The sequence below is a fragment of the Streptomyces sp. NPDC053665 genome, assembly GCF_055585285.1.
In genome coordinates this window covers 456,383-471,878 of record NZ_JBVJKK010000003.1, presented here as the reverse complement: position 1 = coordinate 471,878, position 15,496 = coordinate 456,383, and the positions used below count along the sequence as shown (strand labels likewise).

Here is a 15,496-nt window from a genome sequence, read left to right as displayed (position 1 = left end):
ATCGACCTGCCCCCGGCGCCGCACCGCGCCGGGGGCTTCGTCATGCGGTCGCGGAGCGGTACTTGCGCACCGCCAGGGTGCGGAACACCACGATGATGACGACCGAGTAGATCAGCGAGGCCCACACGGGGTGCTGCATGGGCCAGGCGTCCGAGGTGGACCGGCCCGGGTTGGCGAACAGCACCCGGCAGGCCTGCACGGTGGCGCTGAAGGGGTTCCACTCGGCGATGTGCCGCAGCCAGGGGGTCATGTGGCTGGTGTCGACGAACGCGTTGGAGATGAAGGTGACCGGGAAGAGCCAGATGAGGCCGCTGGAGGTGGCCGCCTCCGGTGTCCGCACGGACATGCCGATCAGCGCGCCGATCCAGGTGAACGCGTAGCCGAGCAGGAGCAGCAGGCCGAAGGCCGCGAGGACCTTGGCGGCGTTGGTGCTGCCGTCGGACCCGACGCGCCAGCCGACGAGCAGGGCGACGGCGGCGAGGACGACGAGGGTGAGGGCCGTCTGCACCGAGTCGGCGAGGGTGCGTCCGGTGAGGACCGCGCCGCGTGCCATGGGCAGGGAGCGGAAGCGGTCGATGAGGCCCTTGTGCATGTCGTCGGCGATGCCGGCGCCGGAGCTGGCGGTGGCGAAGGTGACGGTCTGGGCGAAGATGCCGGCCATCAGGAAGTTCTTGTAGTCGGTGGCGCTGGTGCTGTCGCCGATCTGCATGGAGCCGCCGAAGACGTAGGTGAACAGCACCACGAACATGATCGGCTGGATCAGGCCGTAGATGATCATCTCGGGGATGCGGCTCATGCGGATCAGGTTCCGCTTGGCGACCACCATCGAGTCCCGGATCGACTGGCTGACCGGGTTCGCGGCCGGCGCGACCCGCACGGTGTCGGTGACGGCGCTCATTTCGCGGCCTCCTCGTCGCTGTCCTCGTCCTTGGTCTCGGCCACGTGCCCCGTCAGGGACAGGAAGACGTCGTCGAGGGTGGGCCTGCGCAGCCCGATGTCGTCGATCTCGATGCCGCGGGTGTCCAGCTCGCGGATGACCTCGGCCAGGAGCTTGGCGCCGCCGGTGACCGGGGTGGTGAGCTTGCGCATGTGCTCCTCGACCTTGGTGTCGCCCTTGCCGAAGCCGGCGAGCACCTCGGCGGCGGTGGCGATGTGCTCGCGCTCGTGCACCACGAGCTCGACGCGCTCCCCGCCGGTGCGGGCCTTGAGCTGGTCGGAGGTGCCCTTGGCGATGACCCTGCCGTGGTCGACGACCGCGATGTCGTGCGCCAGGTGGTCGGCCTCCTCCAGGTACTGCGTGGTCAGCAGCAGTGTCGTGCCCCCGGAGACCAGCTGCTTGATGACCTCCCACAGCTGCTGGCGGTTGCGCGGGTCCAGGCCGGTCGTCGGCTCGTCCATGAACATCACGGGCGGGGAGACGACGAGGGCGGCGGCGAGGTCGAGGCGGCGGCGCATGCCGCCCGAGTAGGTCTTGGTGGGGCGGTCGGCGGCGTCGGTGAGGTGGAACTGCTCCAGCAGCTCGGCCGCGCGCTGCTTCGCCGCCTTGGCCTTCATCTGGTACAGCTGGCCGACCATCTGGAGGTTCTCGCGGCCGGTCAGGTATTCGTCGACCGCCGCGAACTGGCCGGACAGGCCGATGGAGCGGCGGACCGCGTCGGGCTGCTTCAGCACGTCGATCCCGGCGACGACCGCCCGCCCCCTGTCGGGCCGCAGCAGGGTGGTCAGGCAGCGGACGGTGGTCGTCTTGCCCGCGCCGTTCGGCCCGAGCAGACCGAGGACGGTGCCCTCGGGCACGTCCAGGTCGACGCCGTCCAAGGCCCTGACGTCACCGAAGGTCTTGACCAGCCCTTCGGCATGAATGGCGCCTGGCATATGAGTCTCCACGTCTTCGGGGATTCCCGGACGGACGTCCGGTGAGGTTGCCGGACGTCCGTCCGGTGAGGTTGCTCACGGACACACCATAACGCGATGTATCGCGTCTTACAATGAGTTTCCGCGCGTCGCACTCCGTGATCACTAACCGGCCGCGGACCGGCCGGGTCCGCGGCACCTCAGTCCATGATCGTGTAACCCGCTCCGCGCAACGACCGGCCCACCTCGGCGCAGTGCGCCGGCCCCTTGGTCTCCAGGTGCAGTTCCACCTCCGCCTCCGTGAGCCCCAGCCGCGGGTCGGTCCGCACGTGGCGCACGTCCAGGACGTTGGCGTCGGCCTGCGACAACACGCCCAGCAGGTGCGCCAGGGCGCCGGGCCGGTCCGTCAGCCGCAGCCGGACCGCCAGGTAGCGGCCCTGCGCGGCCATGCCGTGCCGCAGCACCCGCTCCATCAGCACCGGGTCGACGTTGCCGCCGGACAGCACCGCGACTACCGGGCCCGTGAAGGAGCCGGGGGCGCTCAGCAGGGCCGCGACCGGGCTCGCCCCGGCCGGCTCCACCACCAGCTTCGCCCTCTCCAGGCACAGCAGCAGCGCGGCGGACAGCTCGTCCTCGCTGACCGTGCGCACCTCGTCGACCAGCTCGCCGATGATGCCGAACGGCACGTCACCGGGCCGTCCGACCTTGATGCCGTCGGCCATCGTGGCCGGGTTGTCGACCGTCACCGGCCGTCCCGCCGCCAGCGACGGCGGATAGGCGGCCGCGCCCGCCGCCTGCACGCCCACGATCCGCACGTCGGGCCGCAGGGCCTTGACGGCCACCGCGATCCCGGCGGCCAGCCCGCCACCGCCGATCCCGACGACGATCGTCGCGGCCTCGGGGCACTGATCGAGGATCTCCAGCCCCACCGTGCCCTGCCCGGCGATGACGTCGGGGTGGTCGAAGGGGTGGATGAACACCGCGCCCGTCTCGGCCGCGTACTCCTGCGCGGCGGCGAGCGTCTCGTCGACGACCTGCCCGTGCAGCCGCACCTCGGCGCCGTACTCCCGGGTCGCGCTGACCTTCGGCAGCGGGGCGCCCTGGGGCATGAACACCGTCGAACGCACGCCGAGCAGCGACGACGCGAGCGCCACGCCCTGCGCGTGGTTCCCGGCGCTCGCCGCGACCACACCGGCCGCGCGCTCCTCGGGCAGCAGGCCGGAGATCCTGACATAGGCGCCGCGCAGCTTGAACGAGCCCGTCCGCTGGAGGTTCTCGCACTTCAGGTGGACCGGCGCGCCCACCATCCGGGACAGGTGCCTGCTGCCCTCCAGCGCGGTCGCCCGCGCCACGCCCGCGAGCATCTTCTGGGCACCGCGCACGTCGTCGAGGGTGACCGAGCGCAAGGAGTCAGCCGTGCTGTAGCTCATGGCTCCCAGCATCGCAGTTCACGGGCGGGAACGACCGTTGTGACCAACCTCCGAGACCCGCTTTGCGCAGCGCCGGTACGGCCCGCCCCCCGGCCGCGTACCCTGTCCCCCAATCTGCCAGCCCTCCACGAAGTGAGCCCCCGGCCATGCCCACAACACCTGGAATGTCGATGGACATGACGACCGTCGGTGACAGCGGTCTCCTCGACACGCTGCAGCACGAGGTGGCGCTGTTCGCCCGCCGTGCCGAACAGACCCGGCTCGGCGGGGTGGGGCAGGTGCGCAACTCCATGGACCGCGCCGCCTACCTGCTGCTCAACCGTCTGGACAAGGAAGGCCCCATGGGCGTCAAGGCGCTCGCCGCGAGCATGGGGATCGACTCCTCGACGGTCACCCGCCAGGTGGCTCCGCTCGTCGACACCGGCCTCGTCAAGCGCACCTCGCACCCCGAGGACGGACGCGCGGTGGTCCTGCAGCTCTCCCCGCGCGGGCAGGCCCGCCTGGAGGAAGTGCGCTCCTCGCGCCGCCAGTTGATGGCCGAGCTGACCCAGGACTGGCAGCCGGAGGAACGCGAGGCGTTCTGCTCGCTCCTGACCCGCTTCAACAGCGCGCTGTCCTCCCGGATGTCGGCGCAGGGCGTGCCGGGCCCGGAGGCCCAGCCCGAGTCCTGACCACCCGTACGAACGGGCCGCACACGCGCGTGGCACTCGGAGGCGGACGCCGACACCGTCGCCCGGGCGGCGCGCGTGAACGGTCGTTCGGCTGCGCGGCTCTTGACCGCGGGGGCGTCGCCGGTCTGATATGAGATCGGGTCCCCGCCGGATGCGGCCGGGACCGCATCCCCGGGGTCGCCGTCGGGCGGGAGGCGCGGTGCGAGAGCGGCACGCTGTCCAGGCAGCCCGCCGGGCCCGTGAGTTCGAGGCGTTCGTCGCGGGCGCGGCCGGGCGGCTGCTGCACGCCGCCACCCTGCTCACCGCCGAGCCCCCGGACGACAACCCCCGCGCGCGGCGCCTGCTGACCCTGGCGCTGGCCCACACGTACGCGTGCTGGGACCGGCTGCGCGGCGACGACCCGTACGACCGCACCCGGCAGTACCTGGCCACCCGCTTCGCCCGGGGCGCATGGCACCACCACGCCGCCCTCCGGCGGCGGGCCCCGGCCGCCGGGCCGCTGGCGTCCCTCACCCCGCAGGAGCGGCTGGTCCTGGTGCTCCGGCTCCACGAGGGCGTCGCCGAGGAGCAGGTGGCGGCCCTGCTCGGCCTGTCCCCGGAGCGGGTGCGGGCGATCTGCCACCGGGCGAAGTCGGCCCTGCTGCACCGGCCGGGCCCTGGCGCACCGGCCGTCACGGCGGCCAAGGCGGTGCCGTCATGACCGGCTCGTCCCGTGCGGCGCGCGGCGGGGGCCGGGCATGAGGGGCGGCGACCGGGAGGCCGCCCTGCGGCGGATGCTGGAGCAGGGGCAGCGCACCGTGCCGCCCGGGATTTACGCGGAGGCGGTGCGCCGGGGCGGCCGGATGCTGCGGCGCAGGGCGCTGGCGCGCCGTCTGATGTGGCTGCTGCTCGTCGCGGCCGCCACGGCGTTCACCGTGTGGGCGCTGACCGTCCAGCCCTGGGTGGAGCCGCCGTCGGAGACGACTCCACCCCTGTCCGGCTGGTGACCTTGGCCGGGACGCCCCGGTCCTAGCCGAGCGCCTGCTGCAGGTCGCCGAGCAGGTCGTCGGCGTTCTCGATGCCGACCGACAGCCGCACCAGGTCGCCGGGGACCTCCAGCAGCGAGCCGGCCACGGACGCGTGCGTCATCCGGCCCGGGTGCTCGATCAGCGACTCGACGCCGCCGAGGGACTCGCCCAGGGTGAACACCTGGGCGCGGTTGCAGACCTCGACGGCCGCCTGCTCGCCGCCCTCGACCCGGAAGGAGATCATGCCGCCGAAGGACTTCATCTGCTTGGCGGCGACCTCGTGGCCGGGGTGCTCCGGCAGGCCCGGGTACAGCACGCTCGTCACGCGCGGGTGGCGGGACAGCATGTCGGCGACCTTGGCGGCGTTCTCGCTGTGCCGGTCCATGCGCACGGCGAGCGTCTTGGTGCCGCGCAGCACCAGCCAGGAGTCGAAGGGACCGGCGACGGCGCCCATGGCGTTCTGGTGGAAGGCCAGTTCCTCGCCCAGCTCGGCGTCGGCCGTGATCAGCGCGCCGCCGACGACGTCGGAGTGGCCGCCCATGTACTTGGTCAGGGAGTGCACGACGACGTCCGCGCCGAGCGCCAGCGGCTGCTGGAGGTAGGGGGTGGCGAAGGTGTTGTCGACGACGAGGCGGGCGCCCCCGTCCCGGGCGACCTGGGCGACGGCGGCGATGTCGGTGATGCCGAGCAGCGGGTTGGAGGGGGTCTCCACCCAGACGACCTTGGTCCTGGGCGTGAGGGCGGCGCGCACGGCCGCCGGGTCGCTGGTGTCGGCCACCGACCACTCGACTCCCCAGCGGGCGACGACCTTGGCGAACAGCCGGAACGTGCCGCCGTAGGCGTCGTTGGGGATGACCACGTGGTCGCCGGGGGCGAGCAGCGTGCGCAGCAGGCAGTCCTCGGCCGCCAGCCCGGACGCGAACGCGAGACCGCGGCGGCCGCCCTCGAGGGCGGCGAGGTTCTCCTCCAGCGCGGTCCTGGTCGGATTGGCGCTGCGGCTGTACTCGTAGCCGCCGCGCAGGCCGCCGACGCCGTCCTGCTTGTAGGTGGAGACCTGGTAGATCGGCGGGACGACCGCGCCCGTCAACGGGTCGGCGGTGTTGCCCGCGTGGATCGCGAGCGTCTCGAAGTGCTGACTGATGTGCCTGTCGCTCATGGGCCCGAGGGTAGTGCGCCGGGACGCCGAGTGCCGGGGGACGGGGCGGCGCGGGCGCCGCAGCGGCGATTCCGAGGGTTTTCCCCCGGGCCGGCCCGCCCGCGCGGCGGGGTTCTCCACAGGTGCGGGGAGCAGGTTGGCCAATTGTCGGCGCGGTCTGGTTCGCTTGACGCATGGAGATTCTCTGGGTCCTGATCGCGCTGGTCATGCTGGGCTTCGTGCTGCTTCCCTTCCTGCGGCGCAGGCGCGGTGCGGTCGGGCTGGTCTCGCCCGACCACCCGGACGCGGCGGACCCGGCGAACTACGGATTCGTCCGCGAGGAGGAGCTCGACATCCGCATGCCCGGCCCCGACCAGGACCTGCTGGACGTCCTGGACGTGGTGCAGCGCACGCAGGACTACCGCGCGGCCCAGCAGCTCCTCGCGGGCACGGAGGCCGAGGGCGAGCGCCGCTGGCAGCGCGTGCAGGCCTTCGCGGGAGCGGCCTCGCTGGAGCTGGCCCGGCGGCCCGGCGGGGTGAGCGACGCGCCGGGCGGCCAGTGGCTGCGGGTGTGGCGGGCCGAGGCGCCCAAGGACGCGGGCGGCGCCGCGGTGCACGCCGAGTTCCTGGTCCAGCAGGCGTGGCGCACGGCCACGCCCGGGTCGGACGAGTTCCGGATCATCATGGAGGAGGCCAGGGCGGCGTGCGGCGAGGCCGCGCTGCTCGCCCCGGGCGATCCGGTCCCCGCCATCGTGGAGCTGTCGGTGGCCCGCGGACTGGCCTACTCGCAGAAGGACTTCGAGCAGGTGTGGCTGAAGATCCTGGACCGCACCCCGGTCCACATGGGGGCGCATCTGGCCGCGCTGCACTACTGGTGCGAGAAGTGGCACGGCTCGCGGCAGGAGGCGTACGCGTTCGCGGAGGCCGCGGCGGCCCGCGCCCCGCAGGGCTCCCTGCTGGCGGCCATGCCGCTGTTCGCGGTGTTCGAGCACCTTCCCGAGGTGACGCTGGTCAGCAGCTTCTGGCAGAGCGAGGTCGTCACCAAGGCGGTGCACGGCGCGCTGCACGCGGTCCATTCGGCCCGCCCGGACGACCCGATGCTGGCGCACGTGCGGCACATGCTGGTGTTCTTCCTGGTCCGCAGCGAGCGCTGGTCGGAGGCGATGAGCCAGCTGGTGCACGTCGACGGCCATGTGGGCGCCCTGCCGTGGACGCTGTCCGCCGACCCGGCGGCGGAGTTCGCGGTGTACCGGGCGCTGGCGGTGGCGGGCTACGAGGCGAACGGCGGCAGCCCGGCGAGCCTGCCGCACTGAGCCGGAGCGCCCGGCACCGGCCCTGCCCGGTGGGGGTGGCCCGGGCCGGGGGCTGAGGGCGGGGAACCGGAGGTGACGGGTGGGGTCCGGTGTCCGGGGGGCACCCAATAGGGTGCCTGCGTGACTGCGCCCCTGAGTTCCGACAAGTCCCGTGCCGCGCTGCGGATAAGCGCGCGGGTGTCCGCCGAGTTCCTGCTGGTGTTCGCCGCGACGGCGGTCGCCCTGTGGTTGCTGGGCCGGATGTGGTCGATCGTGTGGCCGCTCGTGGTCGGGCTGCTGATGACCACCCTGACCTGGCCCGCCGCCCGGTACCTGCGCCGGCGCGGGTGGCCGCCCGCGCTGGCCGCGTCCGTGGTGACGGTGCTGTTCCTGCTGCTCGCCGCGGGCGTCGTGGCGCTGATCGCCGTGCCGGTGGCCTCGCAGTCCGGCGAGCTGACCGACGGGGTCGTGGAAGGCATCCAGCGCCTGCGCGAGTGGGCGGCCGGGCCGCCGCTGAACATCGGGGACGCGCAGATCAACAAGGCGTTCGACAGTGCCGTCGCCCGCGCCCAGGAGGGCGTGGGCAGCATGGTCGGCGCGGTCGTCACGGGCGTGAGCACCGTGGTGAACGGGGTCGTCACGGCCGTCCTCGCGCTGTTCCTGATGTTCTTCTTCCTCAAGGACGGGCCGCGGTTCCTGCCCTGGCTCGGCCGTCAGCTGCCCGGTCGGCTCGCCACCGACGTGCCGACCGTCTTCGACCGCGGCTGGGCGACCCTCGGCGCGTTCGTGCGGTCGCAGGCCGCCGTCGGTCTGATCGACGCCGTGCTGATCGGCCTGGGCCTGTGGATCCTGGACGTGCCGCTGGTGCTGCCTCTGGCGGTGCTGACGTTCGTGTCGGCGTTCGTGCCGATCATCGGCGCCTTCTTCGCGGGGTTCGTCGCGGTCCTCATCGCGCTCGTGTCCAACGGGCTCATGGACGCGCTGATCGTGCTGGGCATCATCGTCGTGGTGCAGCAGCTGGAGGGCAACGTCTTCCAGCCCATGATCCAGAGCCGGGGCCTCGGACTGCACGCGGCCGTGGTCCTGCTGGCGGTGACCCTGGGCGGCAGCCTCGCCGGCATCGTCGGCAGCCTGCTCGCCGTGCCCGTCGTGGCGCTGATCGCGGTGGTGTGGAACTACGTCCGCGAACAGCTCGTCGACCCGGCGGCCGGCGGGGACCCGGACGGCACCGACACGGCCGGTGCCCCCGTCACCCCCTGACGGCCGCCCGTCGCGTCCCCGCGGTCGCCGCCCTGTCGGCCCGGTGGCGGGGCTCCGCAGGGATACCGTCGGCGCATGAACGGTGATCGTCCGGGATGGCTCCGCTGCTTGCTCGCCGGCGCCGTGTTCGCCGTGTGCATGGCCGGGACCACCCTGCCCACCCCGCTGTACCCCCTCTACCAGGCGGAACTCGGCTTCTCCGAGCTCACCGTGACCGTCGTCTACGCGGTGTACGCCTTCGCCGTCATCGGCGTGCTGCTGCTGGCCGGCAACGCCTCCGACGCCGTGGGCCGGCGGCTGGTGCTGCTGGGCGGCCTCGGGTTCTCGGCGGCCAGCGCCGTCTGCTTCCTGTGCGCGACGGGGCTGGGCTGGCTGTACGCGGGCCGGCTGCTGTCGGGACTGTCCGCGGGCCTGTTCACGGGCGCGGCCACGGCGTACGTGATGGAGCTGGCGCCCCGCGGCGGCGCCTCCCGGGCCACCTTCGTGGCGACCGCCGCCAACATGGGCGGTCTCGGCTGCGGTCCGCTGCTGGCCGGGCTGCTCGCCCAGTACGCTCCCTGGCCGCTCTCCCTGCCGTTCGCCGTGCACCTGGCCCTGGTGGTGCTGTCGGCCGCCGTCCTGCTGCGCCTGCCGGAGACCGTGCGGGAGCTGCGGCCGCCGCGCACCGTCCGGCCCCAGCGGCCCGCGCTGCCCGCGCAGGTGCGGGCCGTGTTCGGCCCGGCGGCGACCGCCTCGTTCGTCGGGTTCGCGTTGTTCGGGGTGTTCACGGCCGTCAGCCCGGCGTTCCTCGCCGAGTCCCTGGATCTGCACGACCACGCCGTGAGCGGACTGGTCGTCGCCCTGGCCTTCTTCTCCTCGACCGCCGGGCAGCTCGCGGTCGGGCGCGTCGGCGTCGGCCGGTCCCTGCCGCTGGGCTGCTCCGTCCTGTTCGCGGGTCTGCTGCTGCTCGCGGGCGCCCTGCTCTGGAACCTGCTGGCGCTGGTGGTGCTGAGCGCGCTCGTCGGCGGTGTCGGGCAGGGACTGGCGTTCCGCGGGGCGCTGTCCGCGGTGGCCGCGGCGTCTCCGGCGGACCGGAGGGCGGCGGTGATCTCGACGCTGTTCGTCGTGGCGTACGCCGGGATCTCGGTCCCGGTGATCGGCGTGGGGCTGCTGACGGAACCGCTCGGCCTCCAGGGCGCCGGGCTGGTGTTCATCGCGTGCATGGGCGTCCTGGTCACCACGGCCGCGGTGTATCTGCTGCGCCGCCCGGTACGGGCCGGGGCCTGAGCGCGGGCCCGGCGCTCCCCTCCCCGGAACCCGACGGAGGCCGTCGCTCCCCTCCGGGAACCCGGCGGAGGCCGTCGCTCCCCATCCCAGGTCCCCGGCGGAGGCCGTCGCTCCCCTCCCCGAACCCCGGCGGAGGCCGTCACTCCACTCCCGGAACGTCGGCGGAGGTCTCCGTTCCCCTCCCGGGAACCCCGGCGGAGGCCGCCGTTCCCGCCCTACGCTCCCTCGCATGGTTCTCAGACGAGCGTTACAGGTGATCATGGTCGTCGTCCTGGCCCTCGCCGGGGCGGTCCAGGGCACGGCGCACGCCGGGCAGGGCGGGGACGGGCGGCAACTGCTGTTCTACAACCACGCATACGGCGTCCTCGACCGGGAGACCGCCGACGCCATCGAGCACTCCGCCTACCTCCGCCGGTTCGCGAACTTCCAGGTCCGCACCACCACCGGTGCCGACGGGCAGACCTGGACCGGCCGCTACCTGATGGGCCGCGAGACCTACCTCGAGCTGCTCGGGATCGGCGACGTCCCCGGCAAGGACGGCACCCTCGGTGCCGCGGGCCTGGGCGTCTCCGTCGAGCGGGCGGGCGACCTGGAGACCGTGGTCGCCCGGCTGCGCGAGGAGGGCGTCACCGACCCGGTCCGGTTCCGCCAGACCCGCGACTTCGGCGACGGCGTGCCCGTGCCCTGGTTCGACGCGGTCTTCACCACCGGCGAGTACGACCTGTTCGGCGCGTGGGGCATGGAGTACCGGCCCGAGTACTTCGCCGACCCGCGCAGCGGCACCGAGCCCGCCGCGCACCCCGGTGACGTGGGGCGTGAGCGCTACCTGTCCGACGGCTACCGCGAGCACCTGATGCGGGACGTGACGGGCATCCGCCTCGCGGTGACCGCCCGCGACCTCGCCGCCACCGTTCCCCTGCTGAGGGCCGGCGGCTTCCGGGTCCGCTCCACCGAGGACGGGGGCGTCGTCGCGAAGGGCGGCGGGACGACGCTGAGGTTCGACGTCGCGCCGCTCGACCGGGTCGGGCTCAAGCGCGTGGACCTGTCCCTGAACAGGGCGGTGCCCCACCGGCACGTGGAGCGGATCGGGCACTCCGGCCTCGTGGTCGGGCCGGGCCCCCGTGCCGTGTGGACCTTCGAGGGCCGGGGCTAGGGCGCTGTCGTCCGGATCCGGTCAGGGATCAGCCGCCGCTGCCGTAGGGCCTGGTGATGATCTCCAGCCGGTGGCCGTCGGGGTCGTCGAAGTAGGTGCCGCGGCCGCCGTCGTGGTGGTTGATCTCGCCGGGGCGGCTGTGGAAGGGATCCGCCCAGTACGTCACCCCGTCCTCCCGGATGCGGCCGAAGATCACGTCGAACTCCTCCTCCGAGACGAGGAAGGCGTAGTGCTGCGGCGTGATGGCTCCGGGGCTGTCCATGAAGTCGAGGGTGACGCCGTTGGGGATCTCGACCGGGAGGAACGGGCCGTAGGGCGGGCCGACCTCCAGCCCCAGGATGCCGGCGAGGAACCGGGCCGACGCGCGCTTGTCGTGCGAGGCGACGATGGTGTGGTCCAGCTGCACGGTCATGGCGGGCCTCCCCTGACGGAGCGGTGAACCCGTGGTGCACTCCCCCCCTGTCTACCCGGGTGCGCGGGCGCGCGCACCAGGAACGCCCGAGGGCCCCGGCTCGTGGCCGGGGCCCTCGGTGCGGGGGCGCCGGCTCGTGGCCGGGGCCCGGGTGTGTCGTACGGCGACCGTCCGGTCTCAGATGGTGGCCGTGTCGATCACGAAGCGGTACCGCACGTCGCTGGCCTGCACGCGCTCGTAGGCCTCGTTGACCTGGTCGGCGCGGATCAGCTCGATCTCGGCGCCCAGGCCGTGCTCGGCGCAGAAGTCGAGCATCTCCTGGGTCTCGGCGATGCCGCCGATCATGGAGCCGGCGAGCGACTTGCCGCCGCCGATCACCGAGAACAGGTTCAGGGAGATGGGCTCCTCGGGGGCGCCGACGTTGGCCAGGGTGCCCTCGGTCTTCAGCAGCGACAGGTACGCGCCGAAGTCCAGCGGGGCCGAGACGGTGGAGACGATCAGGTCGAAGGTGCCGGCCAGCTCCTCGAAGGTCTTCGGGTCGCTGGTGGCGTGGTAGTGGTCCGCGCCCAGCTTCAGGCCGTCCTCGCGCTTGCGCAGCGACTGCGACAGCACGGTCACCTCGGCGCCGAGCGCGTGCGCGATCTTCACGCCCATGTGGCCGAGACCGCCGAGGCCCACGATGGCGACCTTCTTGCCGGGGCCGGCGCCGAAGCGCTTGAGCGGCGAGTAGAGGGTGATGCCGGCGCACAGCAGCGGGGCGGCGACGTCCAGGGACAGGCCGTCGGGGATGCGGACGACGAAGTTCTCGTCGACGACGACCTTCTGCGAGTAGCCGCCGTAGGTGGGCTCGCCGTCCTTGCCGATGCCGTTGTAGGTCGGGATGTTGCCCTTGACGCAGTACTGCTCGCGGCCGGCCTTGCAGTTCTCGCACTCGCGGCAGGAGTCGACCATGCAGCCGACGCCCACGCGGTCGCCCACGGCGAACTTCGTCACGCCGGAGCCGACCTCGGAGACGACACCGGCGATCTCGTGGCCGGGGACCATCGGGAAGATGCCCTCGCCCCAGCCCTCGTTGGCCTGGTGGATGTCGGAGTGGCAGATGCCGGCGAACTTGATGTCGATCAGGACGTCGTACTCGCCGACCTGGCGGCGTTCGATGGTGGTGCGCTCCAGCGGGGCCTTGGGGGCGGGAGCGGCGTACGCAGCGACGGTGGTCATGCCGGGGTTCTCCTAGCGACGGGGTGTGCCCGGCTGCCTTCTGGATCTTCCGCCCGGGCACGTCCACCAGCCTGCGCGATCCCGGCGTCGCTACCCAGACCACGCTTTTGCGTACGCACACCGTGCGTACCACTGGCGGGGTCAGGCTCGTGTGCGTACGACCAGGAATACTGGACGGCATGGACGTACAGCCCGAAACCACCCCCGGCAGCGGCGGCGGCCTGGACCGGCGGGCCGAACTCAGCGAGTTCCTGCGCACGCGGCGGGCGCGGCTGAAGCCCGAGGACGTCGGACTGCCCGACTTCGGGCGGCGCCGGGTGCCCGGGCTGCGCCGGGAGGAGCTGGCGCAGCTCGCCGGGGTGTCCGTGGCCTACTACACGCGGCTGGAGCAGGGCAACGGGCACAACGTGTCGGCGGAGGTGCTCGACGCCATCGCACGCGCCCTGCGGCTGAGCGGCGCGGAGCACGCGCATCTGACGCACCTGGCGAAGCCGAAGCAGCACAAGAAGAAGCCGGCGGCGCGCAGCCAGCAGGTGCGGCCGGCGCTGCGGCACCTGCTCGATGCGATCGACAGCGTGCCGGCGTACGTGGTCGGGCGCCGTACGAACGTACTGGCCTGGAACCGGATGGCCGCGGCCCTCTTCGGGGACTGGGCGGAGCTGCCGGCGCAGGAGCGGAACTGGGCGCGGTTGGTGTTCCTGCGGCCCGAGTACCGCGACCTGTTCGTCGAGTGGGACCAGAAGGCGGCCGACATCGTCGGCTACCTGCGCATGGACGCGGGCTGCCACCCGGACGACCCGCAGCTGTCGGCGCTGGTCGGCGAGCTGTCGGTGAAGAGCGAGGAGTTCCGCCGCCTCTGGGCCGCCCACGACGTGAAGGAGAAGAGCCACGGCGTCAAGCGCCTGCGCCACCCCCTGGTGGGCGACCTGACCCTGTCCTTCGAGACGTTCCGCCTGGTCGACGACGCGGAGCAGTCCCTGATCACCTACCACGCGGACCCGGACACCGCCTCCGCCGAGGCCCTGCGCCTGCTGGCCAGCTGGGGCACGGACGCGACCCGCGCGGGGGCCTCGACGGACACTTCAACACCCTCGCAATGATCCAGCCGCACACGTGTCGAGAAGGTACGCGGGGGGGGGGCACACAGACCCGCAGCGGCTCCCTGTGTGACGTTTTCTTTCGCCCGCACGCTGTTCTCCATAGGGGCTGCCACATCAGCACGAGGCCATCGCAGTTGAGCGGAATTTGAGAAACCTACACGGCGGTATCGGACAGTCCGCTTATGACGCCAGCGCCGGTTGATGCTGATCAACGACAATTGTCCGGAACAGTTGATCAACGATCTCCCTTTGTGTCCCATTTCGCCACAAAGAACGAATCAAGGCGCAGCCTCGGAGAGATCTGGATTCACTGATCTACAGCGGGTTACGGTGTGAACCGCCTCCGGCACCAAGGCCGGGGGTGCGGGCGCCAACTGCATCGACGCACACGGTTTCCAGGCCAGCAGTGCACCGAGGAAAGCGCCCGCACCGTCCTACCCGAAGGACCAGGATAGTGAATCGTCGCTACATCCGTATAGGCGTCAGCGTGGCGTTGGCCGCAGTTACCTTAGGCGTTGCCGCCCCCATGGCCGCGGCGCAGGAGCACCGGAACAGCGAGCGCACCTTCCAGAGCGTCGCCGTCCGCGCCGCGAGTGACGTGACCACGCACGCCGAGTTCGTCAACTACCTCAACTCGGCCGAGGGCCAGGCGCTCATCGCTGAAGCCGAGCTGACCACCGCAGAGCGCGACGCTCTGTACTCCAGCAACACCACGACCGAGGCCGTGGTCCAGCATCGCCTTTCCGGCATCATCAAGCTGCTCAAGAAGGTGAAGGGCTGGGCCGCCGCAGCCAAGTCCAGCTACTCCAAGTTCAAGGTGTGGTACGCCGACAAGGTGCCCGCCGCTCTGCGCTGGGCCATCAAGTGGGGCTTTGACCTCTACACGATCTACCAGATCCTTCGGGGCATGGCCTAGGCCGGGTTTTCGGATGCGGCTGTTCGCACCCGACCGCGCGGACAGCCGCATCCGCCCTCTTTCTGGAGACGTCACATGCACACGATGCGCCATGAAGGCAAAGCGCCTGACACATACGTCGGCACCCTGGACTGGCTTGTGCCATCCCTCATCCTGATGTTCGTTGTCGCTCTCGACTACGTTTTCGGGGCACGCAGTTGGGCTTCCTTCGTGGCATGGCCCGTGTGGGCATGGAGCGTGGGCCTGTTGATCCACCACTGGTGTGTCGTCCTACGCCGCAGGGACGTCGAGCTCTGGGGATGGTGGGCCGCCACGCTCGCACATGTGACTGCCGCGTGGCACATCATCGCCGTAGTGAAGGACGTGAAATGAAGCATCTCATCTCGAAGGCCACGGCAACAGCCGCCACTTGCCTGGTTGCGGCGGCCGGTCTTGGCGCGATCGCGACGCCGGCCGTCGCCAAGGCCAGTGCCCCCACTTGTTCCAAGAAGACCTACCCGCTGGAAACCCACGGGTTCCGAGGCACTGTCACGACCTGCATCGACAGGGCCGCCGGTAAGACACGTGTATCCGGAGAGATAGAACCCGTCGCGTTCAACGTCGGTCTGAGAGTAAGAATCGGCGCCTACAGCAAGACGTTCGACTTCTGCGATGTCCGCCCGGAGAAGTTCGACACGGGCTATCAAACTGGAACCGGTGCCGCGACGTCCATCGTCGAGGGTCCCGACGTGCGGTGCACCTGAGCTCCGACCTGTAATGGCCCGCCGGAAGAAACCGGCGGGCCA

Annotated in this window: 17 protein-coding genes; 11 read left to right on the top strand and 6 right to left on the bottom strand. The window is 71.8% G+C overall.

Going from position 1 to position 15,496, the window contains the following annotated elements:
* Positions 1–40: 40 nt before the first annotated feature.
* From ACZ6ZN_RS15140 to ilvA, 3 genes are all read right to left on the bottom strand, one after another.
* Positions 41–898, bottom strand: a complete 858-nt coding sequence (locus tag ACZ6ZN_RS15140) for an ABC transporter permease (protein ID WP_398106840.1) — start codon at positions 896–898, stop codon at positions 41–43.
* Positions 895–1,872, bottom strand: a complete 978-nt coding sequence (locus ACZ6ZN_RS15135) for an ATP-binding cassette domain-containing protein (RefSeq protein WP_469646340.1) — start codon at positions 1,870–1,872, stop codon at positions 895–897. The genes ACZ6ZN_RS15140 and ACZ6ZN_RS15135 overlap by 4 nt, the downstream gene beginning before the upstream one ends.
* Before the next feature lie 179 nt (positions 1,873–2,051).
* A complete protein-coding gene (gene ilvA, locus ACZ6ZN_RS15130; RefSeq protein ID WP_469646337.1) occupies positions 2,052–3,281 on the bottom strand; it encodes a threonine ammonia-lyase in 1,230 nt (409 codons plus the stop codon).
* Between the two features lie 164 nt (positions 3,282–3,445).
* Here ilvA and ACZ6ZN_RS15125 point away from each other — a divergent pair, with 164 nt between their 5' ends.
* From ACZ6ZN_RS15125 to ACZ6ZN_RS15115, 3 genes are all read left to right on the top strand, one after another.
* Positions 3,446–3,952, top strand: a complete 507-nt coding sequence (locus ACZ6ZN_RS15125; protein WP_398107120.1) for a MarR family winged helix-turn-helix transcriptional regulator — start codon at positions 3,446–3,448, stop codon at positions 3,950–3,952.
* 199 nt (positions 3,953–4,151) lie between these two features.
* Positions 4,152–4,652, top strand: a complete 501-nt coding sequence (locus tag ACZ6ZN_RS15120; protein WP_398106843.1) for a sigma factor-like helix-turn-helix DNA-binding protein — start codon at positions 4,152–4,154, stop codon at positions 4,650–4,652.
* A 37-nt stretch (positions 4,653–4,689) separates the two neighbouring features.
* A complete protein-coding gene (locus tag ACZ6ZN_RS15115; protein WP_451876647.1) occupies positions 4,690–4,938 on the top strand; it encodes a hypothetical protein in 249 nt (82 codons plus the stop codon).
* Between the two features lie 22 nt (positions 4,939–4,960).
* Here the strand turns inward: ACZ6ZN_RS15115 and ACZ6ZN_RS15110 are convergent, their stop codons facing one another.
* Complete coding sequence (locus ACZ6ZN_RS15110; protein ID WP_451876646.1) at positions 4,961–6,115, bottom strand: cystathionine gamma-synthase; 1,155 nt, start codon at positions 6,113–6,115, stop codon at positions 4,961–4,963.
* A gap of 173 nt (positions 6,116–6,288) precedes the next feature.
* Here ACZ6ZN_RS15110 and ACZ6ZN_RS15105 point away from each other — a divergent pair, with 173 nt between their 5' ends.
* The 4 genes from ACZ6ZN_RS15105 to ACZ6ZN_RS15090 all read left to right on the top strand — a co-directional run bounded on the left by ACZ6ZN_RS15105 (position 6,289) and on the right by ACZ6ZN_RS15090 (position 11,065).
* On the top strand, positions 6,289–7,407 hold the full coding sequence (locus tag ACZ6ZN_RS15105) for a hypothetical protein (protein ID WP_469646333.1): 1,119 nt from the start codon (positions 6,289–6,291) through the stop codon (positions 7,405–7,407).
* A 132-nt stretch (positions 7,408–7,539) separates the two neighbouring features.
* Positions 7,540–8,646 (top strand): AI-2E family transporter, encoded by a 1,107-nt coding sequence (locus ACZ6ZN_RS15100; protein ID WP_451876668.1) that lies wholly within the window; start codon positions 7,540–7,542, stop codon positions 8,644–8,646.
* 75 nt (positions 8,647–8,721) lie between these two features.
* Positions 8,722–9,912, top strand: coding sequence for an MFS transporter (locus tag ACZ6ZN_RS15095; RefSeq protein WP_469646330.1), 1,191 nt, complete (start codon positions 8,722–8,724; stop codon positions 9,910–9,912).
* Positions 9,913–10,141: 229 nt separating this feature from the next.
* Entirely contained in the window at positions 10,142–11,065 is a 924-nt protein-coding gene (locus ACZ6ZN_RS15090; RefSeq protein WP_469646328.1) for a DUF5829 family protein, read from the top strand.
* A 28-nt stretch (positions 11,066–11,093) separates the two neighbouring features.
* Here the strand turns inward: ACZ6ZN_RS15090 and ACZ6ZN_RS15085 are convergent, their stop codons facing one another.
* Positions 11,094–11,477 (bottom strand): VOC family protein, encoded by a 384-nt coding sequence (locus ACZ6ZN_RS15085; protein ID WP_469646325.1) that lies wholly within the window; start codon positions 11,475–11,477, stop codon positions 11,094–11,096.
* A gap of 177 nt (positions 11,478–11,654) precedes the next feature.
* On the bottom strand, positions 11,655–12,695 hold the full coding sequence (locus ACZ6ZN_RS15080; protein WP_398106849.1) for an NAD(P)-dependent alcohol dehydrogenase: 1,041 nt from the start codon (positions 12,693–12,695) through the stop codon (positions 11,655–11,657).
* Positions 12,696–12,874: 179 nt separating this feature from the next.
* Between ACZ6ZN_RS15080 and ACZ6ZN_RS15075 the strand changes: the two genes are divergently transcribed.
* The 4 genes from ACZ6ZN_RS15075 (at position 12,875) to ACZ6ZN_RS15060 (ending at position 15,454) form a co-directional block, all read left to right on the top strand.
* Positions 12,875–13,795 carry a helix-turn-helix transcriptional regulator gene (locus ACZ6ZN_RS15075; RefSeq protein WP_469646323.1) on the top strand — a complete coding sequence of 307 codons (921 nt, stop codon included), beginning with the start codon at positions 12,875–12,877 and terminating at the stop codon, positions 13,793–13,795.
* 454 nt (positions 13,796–14,249) lie between these two features.
* Positions 14,250–14,711, top strand: coding sequence for a hypothetical protein (locus tag ACZ6ZN_RS15070; RefSeq protein ID WP_469646321.1), 462 nt, complete (start codon positions 14,250–14,252; stop codon positions 14,709–14,711).
* A gap of 75 nt (positions 14,712–14,786) precedes the next feature.
* Complete coding sequence (locus tag ACZ6ZN_RS15065; protein ID WP_469646319.1) at positions 14,787–15,083, top strand: hypothetical protein; 297 nt, start codon at positions 14,787–14,789, stop codon at positions 15,081–15,083.
* Positions 15,080–15,454, top strand: coding sequence for a hypothetical protein (locus ACZ6ZN_RS15060; RefSeq protein ID WP_398106853.1), 375 nt, complete (start codon positions 15,080–15,082; stop codon positions 15,452–15,454). The genes ACZ6ZN_RS15065 and ACZ6ZN_RS15060 overlap by 4 nt, the downstream gene beginning before the upstream one ends.
* Positions 15,455–15,496: the final 42 nt, after the last annotated feature.

Excerpts from the sequence above, each read along its gene's own strand:
- ACZ6ZN_RS15140 (WP_398106840.1), bottom strand. The coding sequence starts at position 898 with ATGAGCGCCGTCACCGACACCGTGCGGGTCGCGCCGGCCGCGAACCCG.
- ACZ6ZN_RS15135 (WP_469646340.1), bottom strand. The coding sequence starts at position 1,872 with ATGCCAGGCGCCATTCATGCCGAAGGGCTGGTCAAGACCTTCGGTGAC.
- ilvA (WP_469646337.1), bottom strand. The coding sequence starts at position 3,281 with ATGAGCTACAGCACGGCTGACTCCTTGCGCTCGGTCACCCTCGACGAC.
- ACZ6ZN_RS15125 (WP_398107120.1), top strand. The coding sequence starts at position 3,446 with ATGTCGATGGACATGACGACCGTCGGTGACAGCGGTCTCCTCGACACG.
- ACZ6ZN_RS15115 (WP_451876647.1), top strand. The coding sequence starts at position 4,690 with ATGAGGGGCGGCGACCGGGAGGCCGCCCTGCGGCGGATGCTGGAGCAG.
- ACZ6ZN_RS15110 (WP_451876646.1), bottom strand. The coding sequence starts at position 6,115 with ATGAGCGACAGGCACATCAGTCAGCACTTCGAGACGCTCGCGATCCAC.
- ACZ6ZN_RS15105 (WP_469646333.1), top strand. The coding sequence starts at position 6,289 with ATGGAGATTCTCTGGGTCCTGATCGCGCTGGTCATGCTGGGCTTCGTG.
- ACZ6ZN_RS15095 (WP_469646330.1), top strand. The coding sequence starts at position 8,722 with ATGAACGGTGATCGTCCGGGATGGCTCCGCTGCTTGCTCGCCGGCGCC.
- ACZ6ZN_RS15090 (WP_469646328.1), top strand. The coding sequence starts at position 10,142 with ATGGTTCTCAGACGAGCGTTACAGGTGATCATGGTCGTCGTCCTGGCC.
- ACZ6ZN_RS15085 (WP_469646325.1), bottom strand. The coding sequence starts at position 11,477 with ATGACCGTGCAGCTGGACCACACCATCGTCGCCTCGCACGACAAGCGC.
- ACZ6ZN_RS15080 (WP_398106849.1), bottom strand. The coding sequence starts at position 12,695 with ATGACCACCGTCGCTGCGTACGCCGCTCCCGCCCCCAAGGCCCCGCTG.
- ACZ6ZN_RS15075 (WP_469646323.1), top strand. The coding sequence starts at position 12,875 with ATGGACGTACAGCCCGAAACCACCCCCGGCAGCGGCGGCGGCCTGGAC.
- ACZ6ZN_RS15065 (WP_469646319.1), top strand. The coding sequence starts at position 14,787 with ATGCACACGATGCGCCATGAAGGCAAAGCGCCTGACACATACGTCGGC.
- ACZ6ZN_RS15060 (WP_398106853.1), top strand. The coding sequence starts at position 15,080 with ATGAAGCATCTCATCTCGAAGGCCACGGCAACAGCCGCCACTTGCCTG.